This window comes from Frondihabitans sp. 762G35, assembly GCF_002074055.1.
In the GTDB taxonomy this organism is placed as follows: Bacteria; Actinomycetota; Actinomycetes; order Actinomycetales; family Microbacteriaceae; genus Frondihabitans.
This window is the reverse complement of sequence record NZ_CP014619.1, coordinates 164,567-174,837: the sequence shown is the minus strand read 5'-3', so window position 1 is coordinate 174,837 and position 10,271 is coordinate 164,567. Positions and strand designations below refer to the sequence as shown.

The following is a 10,271-nucleotide window of genomic DNA, read 5'->3' as shown; positions in this document are numbered from 1 at the left end:
CTCAGGCCGAACCGCTCCACGCCGCGGGCACGATCGCCCAGAGGACCTCGCTGCGAGCGCCGGTCGCGTTCACCCAGGTGTGCGGCTCCCGGCCGCCGATCGTCAGCGAGTCGCCCGCCCCGAGCTCGACGTCGTGATGCGGGAACTTCACGGTGATGCCCCCGTCGAGAACGTGGAGCACCTCCACCTCGCAGGTGATCGTGTAGAAATCGGCACCGCCGCTCGCGCCCGCCGAGAGGACGGATCGCAGGAGCTGGATGCCCGACTCCGACCGCGGCGTCAGGAGCCGCTCGTCCGCGAGCGTGCCGCCGAAGTTGATGCGGGGGGCGTCCTCCAGCCGGACGACCTCGTGCTCCGGAGGCTCGAACAGGGAGCCGACCGGCAGGGAGAGGACCTGGCAGAGGGTGACGAGCGTCGCGACGCTGGGCGAGGTCTCGTCGCGCTCGATCCTGCTGATGAAGCCCTTCGTGAGCCCCGTCGCCTCGGCGAGCTGCGCCATCGTCAGCCCCTGGGCGAGCCGCGTGGCTCGGAGTTTCGGGCCGAGCGAGATGGGTCCGGTCTGCGGGGAGGGAGGCACGGCTCGCATGACGCCCGAGTCTAGGCGGCGTGGCCGTGGCGCCGCGTCGGTCCCGGTCAGAAAACATTTGTTGCCTGAGAAACAACAACACGGTAACGTCTCCGATCGAGGACGCAGCCGAAGGAGGACGCGATGACGGTGGGCCCGAGAGACTCCAGCACGAGTCCGCGGTACGCAGGGATCGCGACCTTCGCCCTGTTGCCCCGGCTCGACCAGGTCGAGCGGGCCGACATCGCGGTCGTGGGCATCCCGTTCGACAGCGGCGTGAGCTACCGGCCGGGCGCGCGGTTCGGGCCGGCGCACGTGCGGGAGTCGTCGCGGCTCCTGCGCCCCTACAACCCCGTGCAGGACGTCTCGCCCTTCGCCGAGCTCCAGGTCGCCGACGCGGGCGACATCGCCGTGAACCCGTTCAGCATCGACGAGGCCGTCGCCGAGATCGAGGCGCGCGCCGACGAGCTGACCGCCGGGGGCACGAGGCTCCTCACGATCGGCGGCGACCACACGATCGCGCTCCCCCTGCTCCGCAGCGTGGCCAAGCACCACGGGCCGGTGGCCGTCGTTCACTTCGACGCGCACCTCGACACGTGGGACACCTACTTCGACGCTCCCGTCACCCACGGCACGCCGTTCCGACGCGCCTCCGAGGAGGGGCTGATCGACCTCACGGCGAGCCTGCACGTCGGCATCCGCGGGCCGCTCTACGACCGCGGCGACCTCGAGGACGACTCGCGACTCGGCTTCTCGATCATCGCGTCCCACGAGATCGAACGCACGGGGCTCGCGGCCGCGATCGACCGCCTGCACGCCCGCCTCGGCGACCGCCCCGTGTACGTGTCCGTCGACATCGACGTCCTCGACCCGGCGCACGCTCCCGGCACCGGTACGCCCGAGGCCGGCGGATTGACGAGCCGCGAACTCCTCGAGTTCCTGCGCGCCCTCCGCGAGCACCGGATCGTCGGTGCCGACGTCGTCGAGGTCGCCCCGGCCTACGACCACGCGCAGCTCACCGGCATCGCGGCGTCCCACGTCGCGTACGAGCTGCTCACCTCGATGGTGCCCCGGAGCTGAGAGGCACCGCCCCGTGACGACGACGTCCCCCGCAGCCCCGCCCGGCCTCCTCCGACGGCTCTCCTCCGATGTGCGCGCCGGACGGGTCACGGCCCGCGACCTGGTCGAGCGCGCCCTGGACCGGATCGAGGAGCACGCCGCTCTCGGAGCGGTCGTCGCCCTGCGCGCCGAGGAGGCCCGCCGCGAGGCCGACGCCCTCGACGACGCGATCGCGCACGGCGAGACCTCCGGGCCGCTCCTGGGTCTTCCCTTCCTCGTCAAGGACAACGACGACCTCCGCGGCCTCCCGACCCGGCACGGCTCCCGCTGGTTCGAGGGCGCCCCGCCCGCGACGGGCGACGGGCTCGTGGCGGGCAGGATCCGCGGGGCCGGCGCCGTCCCGATCGGCAAGACGAACGTCCCCGAGTTCTGCATCGAGGGCTTCACCGACAACCTCCTCTCCGGGGCGACGCGCAACCCGTGGAATCCGGAGCGCTCGCCCGGCGGCTCGAGCGGCGGGTCGGCGGCGGCCCTCGCCGCGGGGCTCGTCCCGATCGCCACCGGGACCGACGGCGGAGGGTCCGTGCGGATCCCCGCCGGCCTGACCGGGCTCCTCGGCTTCAAGCCGACGAACGGCGTCATCGGACGGCGCACGGTCCCCGACTGGATCGACCTGTCGACCGACGGGCTGATGGCGACCTCGGTCGACGACCTGCGGCTCCTGCTCGACGTCGTCGCCGGCCCGGTCGCGGGCGATCCGACCGCGTCGCCCGAGCGCCTGCGACCTCGTCCCGCACCGTCCCGCCTGATCGTGGCCGAGCGGACCGATGACCTCGGGCCGCTCGACCCCGCCGTGGCGGAGGCCTTCCACGAGGGAGCGGAGCGTCTGGCGTCGACACTCGGGATCCCGATCGAGGAGCGTGCCGCCGGAGACTTCTTCCCCGGAGCGAGTCCCGACGAGGACTGGTTCGTGCTCGCGGCCGCCGAGCACGTCGCAGCTCTCGGTCGCGAGCGCATCGAACGCGACGCCGCCTCGCTCCACCCGAGCGCGCGGGAGTTCCTCGAGTACGGCCTCGGCATCGGCATCGACGCCTACCTCGCCGCGCGCCGCCGCCGGTTCGACACCGTGGCGCGGCTCGACGCCCTGCTCGCGGACGACGCCGTCCTCGTGACACCCACGCTCGCCGTGACCGGCCTCACCGCGGACGGCCGCCTCGGCGACGATGCCGGAGGTCTCCTCGTCCCCGAGGTGTACTCGACCGCCGTCCAGAACCTCACCGGCCTCCCCGCCGTGTCGCTCCCCGCCGGTCCCCTCGACGACGGGATGCCCTTCGGCCTCCAGGTGACGGCTCCCCGGTGGGCCGACCTGGCCCTCCTCGACGTTGCGGCCCGGTGGGAGAGCGCCCGGCCGTGGCCCGCGAGCGCCCCCGGCTACCCGGCGTTCGGCTGATCCGGCCGCCCCAGCAGACCCCTTCCAGCAGACCACTCCCAGAAGATCACTCGAAGCGAACGAGGAGAAGTCGATGTCCCCCTCCACCCCCGCCTCCGGCAGCGCCGCCGGATCCGTCATCGAGCAGCACTCGATCGACTACGTCCCGTGGTCGGAGCGCCGCGGCAAGGTCTGGCACCAGGCGCCGTTCTGGTTCACGGGCAACTTCGTCCTGCCGACGATGGTGATCGGCTTCCTGGGCCCGGAGCTCGGGCTCTCGGCCGGATCCTCGTTCCTCGCGATCGTCCTCGGGGCCCTGTTCGGAACCTTCTTCATGGCCTTCCACGCGAACCAGGGTCCGCGGATGGGCCTGCCCCAGATGATCCAGTCGCGCGCCCAGTTCGGCAGTCGCGGGGTGATCGTGCCTTTCCTCGCGACGGTGTTCGTCTACATCGGCTTCATGGTCTTCGACGTGATCCTCGCGACCCAGGGCCTCGGCCTCGTGCTCCCCGGGGTCACCTGGATCTGGTACCCCCTGCTGACGGCCCTGTCGATCGTCATCGCCGTCGTCGGACACGACCTCCTCCACTTCGTCCAGCGCTGGCTGACCTACCTTCTCGTCGCGGCCTTCGCGATCACGACCGTCCTGGCGTTCACCACCCTGCCGGCACCCGCCGCGGGGCACGCGGGGGGCTTCGATCTCACGGCCTTCCTCGTCCAGTTCTCTCTCGCCGCCGGCTACAACATCAGCTACGCCGTCTACGTCTCCGACTACTCCCGCTACCTCCCCCCGAAGTCGTCCGCTCCGAAGCTGATCTTCTTCACCTACCTGGGGGCGGCCGGATCCGCGGTCTGGCTCATGGGGCTCGGCTCGCTCCTCGCCACCCGCATCCCGAAGGTCGACGCGATCGGATCGCTCAAGCAGGTGGGCGACAACCTGTTCCCCGGCTTCGGCACGATCGTGATCCTCATCTCCACGCTCGCCCTCATCTCGATCATGGGCGTCAACGCGTACGGCGCCATGCTGACGAGCGTGAGCGGTCTCGACGCGTTCCGCAGCGTGAAGGCGACCGTCCGCACGCGCGTCGTCGGACTGACCGTCGTCGGGATCGTGACCGTCGTCGTCGCCCTGCTCATCCCGGCCGACTACCTCGGCAGCTTCAACAACTTCGTCCTGCTGATGCTCTACTTCCTCATCCCGTGGACCAGCGTCAACCTCGTCGACTTCTACGCCGTGCGCCACGGACACTACGCCATCACCGAGATCTTCAACCCGCACGGGATCTACCGGCGCTGGTCGTGGCGCGGCCTCGTCGCCTACGGGGTCGGTTTCGTCGCGATGATCCCCTTCTTCTCGCTCCCGGGCCTGTTCACGGGGCCGATCGCCGAGGCTCTCGGCGGGGCCGACTTCTCCTTCGTCGTCGGACTCGTCGTCGCGGGCCTCCTCTACTTCGTGTTCTCCCGCGGCATCGACCACACCGAGGAGGAGGCCGCGAGGCGGTCGAGCCAGCTCGAGCTCGAGGGCGCGGTCGACGACTGACCCGCTGAACGCGGGGCGACCCGCCGACCGCCGGCGGCGCTCAGGGATTCGCGAGGATGCGCGCGCTCAGCGCGGACAGGACCGCGCCGGCGCTCTCCAGCTCGGCATCCGTGAGCTCTGTGCCCGCCGTCGAGAGCATCTCCCGGAACTCCACGTGCATCGCCCCGACCGTCACGTGACCTGCCTCCGTGAGCGCCAGGTGGAGGCGGCGCCGATCGTGGGGGTGGTCGACGCGCCTCACGTGACCGGCCTCGACGAGTCGCGTGGAGACGCCGGTGATGGCGCCCTTCGTGAGACCGAGGTCGTCGGCCAGCTCCTTGGGGGTGATCGTGCCCTCGGCGCCGATGCGGAAGAGCGCGCGGAGTTCGATCTCCGAGAGGCCGTGGTCGGATGCGACCCGGCGCCGACTCCGCTCCACCGCCCGGAAGAAGCCCAGGGCCTTCTCGGGGAAGCCGTTCAGGACGTGCCGGTCGGGGTCTGTGGGCGTCATCGGGGGCCTCGTCGTGTCGTCGGAGCCACCCCAGATTGCTTCACGCCGAGATAGTACACGGACAACTTTTCAACGACCACCTTGTCATTCACTTCGTGAACGGTTTAGCCTCTCAACAACTATCGCCGTCTTCGAGACATCCCGCCTCGATCCGCCGTCCACTGGAGGACATCGTGATTCCGGAATCGCTTTCCCACGGTCAATACGACACCGTCTACAACTTCCTGTCGCTGGTCATCGCCTCGCAGCTCTTCACGGCGGTGTTCCTGCTGATCTCGCTTCCTCGCATCCTGGCTCGCTACCGCCAGGCGATCACGGTGGCGATCATCGTCTGCGGGATCGCGGCCTACCACTACTTCCGCATCTTCGACTCGTTCAAGGCGGCGTTCGTGACGAAGTCCGTCGGAGGCACCGGCACCTACTCGCAGGCGGTCGGGGCCTCGTTCAACGAGGGCTACCGCTACGTCGACTGGCTGCTCACCGTCCCGCTGCTTCTCGTCGAGCTCGTCGCCGTGCTCGCCCTCGCCCGCAAGGTGCAGTCGAAGCTCCTCATCCGCCTCGTCCCCGCGGCCGGTCTCATGATCGCCCTCGGCTACCCGGGTGAGATCAGCGGCGACAACGGCATCCGCGGCATCTTCGGCATCCTGTCGACCATCCCGTTCGCCTACATCCTGTTCGTCCTCTTCACGCAGCTCAGCAAGTCGCTCGAGAACCAGCCCGCGGGCGTCCGCGGCACGCTCGGTCGACTCCGCTTCCTCCTGCTGCTGAGCTGGGGCGTCTACCCGATCGCGTACCTCCTGCCGCTGCTCAACATCGCAGGATCCGACGCCTGGGTCTACAAGCAGGTCGGCTACTCGATCGCCGACATCGTCGCGAAGGCCGTCTACGCGCTGATCATCTTCCAGGTCGCGAAGATCAAGTCGTACGACGACGACCGGACGTTCGCCGAGACGGAGACCTCGCTCGCGGAGCGGGAGCACCTCGCGGAGCGCCGACCCGTCGCCGAGCGGTCCTGATCCCCACGCCGCTCCCCCGCGGGGCCGTCGTCGACGTCCCCGACTCGCTCCGGATCGACGCGGCCTCGGCCAGCGTCTACGACGTCGTCATCCTCGGCGCCGGATGCGCCGGCCTCTCCCTCGGACTCGCGCTCGTGTCCGAGGGAGTCGCCGGCCGCATCCTGCTGGTCGACGCGCGCACCGACTACGAGGACGACCGGACCTGGTGCTTCTGGGACGTCGAGCCGACGCCCTTCACGCACCTGGCCCGGGCGACGTGGGAGACCTGGTCGGTCAGGAGCACGGACGGAACCGCGCGGGCCACGGCGAGCGCGACGCCCTACCGCTGCCTGTCGGCCAACGACTTCTACCGCTTCGCCCTCGACTCCCTGGCGGCGTCGGGGCGGGTCGAGATCTTGCTCGGGGCGGCCGCCGGTGACATCACCACGGTGGGCGACCACCTCGCGATCTCCGTCGGCGACGGGTCGATCGAGGCGCGGCGCGTCGTCGACAGCCGGGGTCTCCGCCCGGGCTCGGCGGAGCTCGAGGCGGCCCGCCAGACCTCGACGTGGCTCCCTCAGCACTTCGTCGGCCTCCACCTGCGCGCCTCGCGGCCCGTGTTCGACCCGAGCGAGTGCACCCTGATGGACTTCGACGTCGACCAGTCGGCGGGGCTCCGCTTCGTCTACGTCCTGCCGCTGTCGCCGTTCGAGGCGCTGGTGGAGGACGTCTCCCTCTCGGATCCTGCGCTGACCGACGACGACCACCGCCGGAACCTGAGCGACCACCTGCGAGAGCGTTTCGGCCTCGGACCCGACGAGTACGAGATCGTCTCCGAGGAGCGCGGCTGCATCCCGATGACGGACCACCTCTTCGCGCGCCGACCCCGACCGGGCGTCACGACGCTGGGGACGCTCGCAGGAGCGACCCGGCCGAGCACCGGCTACACGTTCCTGCGCATCCAGCGGAGCAGTCGCGATCTGGCCCGAGCCCTCGCGGCCGGCTCCGACGGCCCCGCGGACACCGTCGCCCGTCGCCCCCTGCTCGACTCGATCTTCCTGCGCTTCCTCGCCGAGCACCCCGAGCGCGGTCCCCGCGTCTTCCACCTGATGTTCGCGCGGGTGCGGCCGGACGCCCTGATCCGCTTCCTGTCCGAACAGAGCACGGTGCTCGACCACCTCCGTCTCGTCGTGGCGCTGCCCAAGGGCTGGTTCCTCGCGACGGCGTTCCGCGAGCTGGCCGCGAGGAGTCGTCGTGGGCACCGACGCTGACGCCGGCGTCTGGCGCGCGGCCAGGAGGAGGCTCTTCCTGCCCGTCGACGCCGTCCTCCTGGTGGTCACCGTCGTCTGCCTCGCCGGAGTGCGCATTTCGCCCCTCCTCCAGTACGCCCCCTTCGCCCTCGGACTCGTGATCCTCGGCCTGCCCCACGGCGCCCTCGACCACCTCGTGCCCGCGCGGCTCGCGGGCCGACGCCCCGACGCCCGCTCGATCGGCCTCGTCGTCCTGCTCTACTTCGTGCTCGGCGCCGCCGTCGCCGCCCTCTGGGCCGTCGCCCCCGCTGTCGCCTTCGCCGTGTTCATCGCCACCACCCTGCTGCACTGGGGCCAGGGCGACCTCTTCGTGCTGCTCGCGCGGGGCGGACCCGCCATCTCGCGCGGCATCCGGTGGGGCATCCTGCTGCTCCGCGGGGCCCTTCCGATGCTCGTGCCGCTCGTCGCGTTCCCGAGCGTCTACCTCGGCGTGAGAGGCGACACGACCGCGGTCGGCGGTCGGCAGGGGGCGCCGGCGGCGTCGATCCTGCTTTCGCCGGGCTTCCGCATCGGGCTCGCAGGAGCACTGGTGCTCCTCGGCGTGATCGCCCTCGGAGCACTGGCGCACCTGAGCCGCGGCACGGCCGAGGGCCGACGCCTCGTGCGCGGCGAGGTCTGCGAGGTGGTGCTCCTCGCCGCGTTCTTCGCCGTCGTGCCGCCGGTGCTCGCGATCGGCCTCTACTTCGCCCTGTGGCACTCGCTGCGGCACGTCGTCCGCCTGGCGCTCCTCGACCCCGCTCTCCGGCCCGCCGCCGAGGCCGGGCGGTTCGGCCGGGTCGTCGTCGGCTTCTCGCGCGAGGCGGCACCCCTGACCCTCGGAGCGCTGGCCCTGCTCATCGGCCTGTTCGTCGTCCTGCCGCGCTCGGGCACCAGTGCGGGCTCGCTGCTCGGGCTCTACCTCGTGCTCATCTCCGCGCTGACCCTGCCGCACGTGGTCGTGGTGGCGGTGATGGACCGGCGTCAGGGCGTCTGGCGGCGGGTGCCGGGCGTCGTCCCGTCCGCCGCCCCCGGTGCCGGGCCGTGCACAGAGTCCGCGCAGTCCGGATCGCTAACGTCGTGAGCGGCCAGCGGACCCGGTGGCCTCCGGACGAGCGGCAGCGTACCCGGTGCGACGACGGTGCTTCAGGAGGTTCGTCATGGGCATCGCCGTGCAGATCATCGGTTCGCTTCTCGTTCTCGCCGGCTTCGCGCTGGCCCAGTGGGGCGTCCTCGACCTCAGGTCGGTGAAGTACCTCGTGCTGAACACGGTGGGGTCGGGCATCCTGGCGGTCGATGCCGTGTTCGAGCAGCAGTGGGGATTCCTGCTCCTCGAGGGTGTGTGGGCGATCGTCTCGGCGATCGGGCTGGTCGCGGTGCTGCGGCGGCGCGCTGCGGCTCGGGGCAGGATGCCCGGCGAGCGCTGACCGCGCGGCCGGTGCGATCCGTCACACTGGGGCATGGCCGCCGTCGAGTCGTACGTCTTCGTCCTCCCGTGGCCGCCGCTCGTCTCGCTCGAGACGTATCACCAGCTGGACCGGGTGCGCGAGCGGATGGTCTTCCGTCACGACGGCACCTTCACGGGACGCCTCGAACTCAGCAGCGTCGACGGGGCTGCCCGCGCGTGGGCCGAGGTCGTCGATCCTGCCCGGCCGCTGAGCGAGGGCGACGACGATCCGGAGAAGACCCGCTCTCGATTCGAGGGCTCCGTGCGCCGTTCTTCGGCCACGACGGGGGACTGGTCGCCGGACGACATTCTCAACCTCGAGCAGGACATGGAGTTCTACCTCTGCACGCTGGCGCAGGTGATGGCGGCGGCCGCGCCGTTCCTCGAGCGGTCCTGGGCGGAGACCGTCGTGCGGTGGAGCGACCGGCCGGGGACCGGACCGGCCGCGGCCGATGCGGAGCAGGTGGCCCTTCCTGTGGAACTCGACACCGCGGGTTTAATCCCGCTTCCGATCACCCTGGAGGCGGAAAACGCAGACGACTTGCGGGCCACGTTCGTCGCGACGGCGTTCGAGGCGATCTCGCCATGGCGACGGAGCTGACTATTCTTCCCGGAAACGGCCGTGGAAGCGGCGACTAGAGTCGCCGCAGGAGTGTCGCGACGTACACTCCACTGGATGAACAGGCACGTCGTGGGACGAACTCGATCCGAGGGACGGCGGCAACGCGCGGTTCTCCGGCGGGGCTGCGACGCCTGCAACCATCCCTGGCTCGAGCATCCGGGCTGGGCGGAGAGTCCGGACCCTGCCTCCTGCGGCGAATGCCTCTTCGAGATCGAGCACGAAGAGCGGCAGGCGGACCCGTGCTCGGAGGTGGTGCCGGTCTCGATCCTGCGTGAGGCCGAGCCGATGTAGCCGTCGGGCACCGCGGGCGACACCCTGGATCCGAATACTCTCAGCCGGGAGAGCGACGACCGACGACGCCTACTTGGGCGGCGCCAGCCGCTGCGTGCCGCGTCGGACGTCGTAGTGGGCACGCCCGGCGGAGCCGGAGACAGCGAGGTCCATCACGTAGGTGCCGTCGTCGGCGGTCAGGTGAGCGTCGACCAGACCGTCGGCCTGCGTAATCTCGAACTCCCAGTGGTCCTGGTCGAGCTGGTGCTCGATGTCCTGGAGGGCCGTCCCGGGCACCTTCACGTCGAACGACCACGTCCGCTGCGCACCGGCCCCCTGGGTCTTCGCGTTCGAGACGGCGCCCTCGTGCAACGGCACGGTCGCGGGGAAGCCCGACGGGAGTCCCGGATTCTGGTCGCCGGTGCAGCCGCTCAGCGCTGCGGCCAGAGCGGCTGCGGCCACTGCCACCCTCGCCAGCCTCGATTTTCGCCCCCGCGTGATCATGGTCGAACTCTACGACTTCCCGCCGTCCGCGTGGGCGATGGCGAAAATGGTTCGTGTGTTGACA

12 protein-coding genes are annotated in these 10,271 nt (G+C 70.8%); 9 read left to right on the top strand and 3 right to left on the bottom strand.

Annotated features, from left to right (window positions below):
* Position 1: 1 nt before the first annotated feature.
* The gene (locus tag AS850_RS00875) at positions 2–586 is read right to left on the bottom strand and encodes a helix-turn-helix domain-containing protein (protein WP_119867417.1); all 585 of its coding nucleotides are present in this window, start codon (positions 584–586) and stop codon (positions 2–4) included.
* Positions 587–709: 123 nt separating this feature from the next.
* On the opposite strand from AS850_RS00875, the gene speB reads away from it, so the two are divergent.
* The 3 genes from speB (at position 710) to AS850_RS00860 (ending at position 4,593) form a co-directional block, all read left to right on the top strand.
* Positions 710–1,645, top strand: a complete 936-nt coding sequence (speB, locus tag AS850_RS00870; RefSeq protein ID WP_119867416.1) for an agmatinase — start codon at positions 710–712, stop codon at positions 1,643–1,645.
* A 13-nt stretch (positions 1,646–1,658) separates the two neighbouring features.
* Positions 1,659–3,074, top strand: a complete 1,416-nt coding sequence (locus tag AS850_RS00865) for an amidase (RefSeq protein ID WP_164088350.1) — start codon at positions 1,659–1,661, stop codon at positions 3,072–3,074.
* Positions 3,075–3,147: 73 nt separating this feature from the next.
* Entirely contained in the window at positions 3,148–4,593 is a 1,446-nt protein-coding gene (locus AS850_RS00860) for a purine-cytosine permease family protein (protein WP_119867414.1), read from the top strand.
* A 40-nt stretch (positions 4,594–4,633) separates the two neighbouring features.
* Here AS850_RS00860 and AS850_RS00855 read toward each other — a convergent pair whose 3' ends face one another.
* Positions 4,634–5,083: a MarR family winged helix-turn-helix transcriptional regulator gene (locus tag AS850_RS00855; protein WP_119867413.1), complete on the bottom strand. Its 450-nt coding sequence runs from the start codon at positions 5,081–5,083 to the stop codon at positions 4,634–4,636.
* 173 nt (positions 5,084–5,256) lie between these two features.
* Between AS850_RS00855 and AS850_RS00850 the strand changes: the two genes are divergently transcribed.
* The 6 genes from AS850_RS00850 (at position 5,257) to AS850_RS16190 (ending at position 9,724) form a co-directional block, all read left to right on the top strand.
* Positions 5,257–6,099, top strand: a complete 843-nt coding sequence (locus AS850_RS00850; RefSeq protein WP_216819817.1) for a bacteriorhodopsin — start codon at positions 5,257–5,259, stop codon at positions 6,097–6,099.
* 134 nt (positions 6,100–6,233) lie between these two features.
* Positions 6,234–7,349: a lycopene cyclase family protein gene (locus AS850_RS00845; protein ID WP_236940787.1), complete on the top strand. Its 1,116-nt coding sequence runs from the start codon at positions 6,234–6,236 to the stop codon at positions 7,347–7,349.
* Positions 7,333–8,448: a Brp/Blh family beta-carotene 15,15'-dioxygenase gene (locus AS850_RS00840; RefSeq protein WP_119867411.1), complete on the top strand. Its 1,116-nt coding sequence runs from the start codon at positions 7,333–7,335 to the stop codon at positions 8,446–8,448. Before AS850_RS00845 ends, AS850_RS00840 begins: the two co-directional genes overlap by 17 nt.
* A gap of 76 nt (positions 8,449–8,524) precedes the next feature.
* Entirely contained in the window at positions 8,525–8,791 is a 267-nt protein-coding gene (locus tag AS850_RS00835) for a CBU_0592 family membrane protein (protein WP_119867410.1), read from the top strand.
* Positions 8,792–8,824: 33 nt separating this feature from the next.
* On the top strand, positions 8,825–9,412 hold the full coding sequence (locus tag AS850_RS00830) for a hypothetical protein (RefSeq protein ID WP_119867409.1): 588 nt from the start codon (positions 8,825–8,827) through the stop codon (positions 9,410–9,412).
* A 75-nt stretch (positions 9,413–9,487) separates the two neighbouring features.
* On the top strand, positions 9,488–9,724 hold the full coding sequence (locus tag AS850_RS16190; RefSeq protein WP_123955406.1) for a hypothetical protein: 237 nt from the start codon (positions 9,488–9,490) through the stop codon (positions 9,722–9,724).
* 69 nt (positions 9,725–9,793) lie between these two features.
* On the opposite strand, the gene AS850_RS00825 is transcribed toward AS850_RS16190, so the two are convergent.
* Positions 9,794–10,171, bottom strand: coding sequence for a hypothetical protein (locus AS850_RS00825; RefSeq protein WP_123955405.1), 378 nt, complete (start codon positions 10,169–10,171; stop codon positions 9,794–9,796).
* Between the last annotated feature and the right edge of the window lie 100 nt (positions 10,172–10,271).

Bases quoted from the DNA above. Each gene is read 5' to 3' on its own strand.
- AS850_RS00875 (WP_119867417.1), bottom strand. From the start codon at position 586: ATGCGAGCCGTGCCTCCCTCCCCGCAGACCGGACCCATCTCGCTCGGC.
- speB (WP_119867416.1), top strand. From the start codon at position 710: ATGACGGTGGGCCCGAGAGACTCCAGCACGAGTCCGCGGTACGCAGGG.
- AS850_RS00860 (WP_119867414.1), top strand. From the start codon at position 3,148: ATGTCCCCCTCCACCCCCGCCTCCGGCAGCGCCGCCGGATCCGTCATC.
- AS850_RS00855 (WP_119867413.1), bottom strand. From the start codon at position 5,083: ATGACGCCCACAGACCCCGACCGGCACGTCCTGAACGGCTTCCCCGAG.
- AS850_RS00835 (WP_119867410.1), top strand. From the start codon at position 8,525: ATGGGCATCGCCGTGCAGATCATCGGTTCGCTTCTCGTTCTCGCCGGC.
- AS850_RS00830 (WP_119867409.1), top strand. From the start codon at position 8,825: ATGGCCGCCGTCGAGTCGTACGTCTTCGTCCTCCCGTGGCCGCCGCTC.
- AS850_RS16190 (WP_123955406.1), top strand. From the start codon at position 9,488: ATGAACAGGCACGTCGTGGGACGAACTCGATCCGAGGGACGGCGGCAA.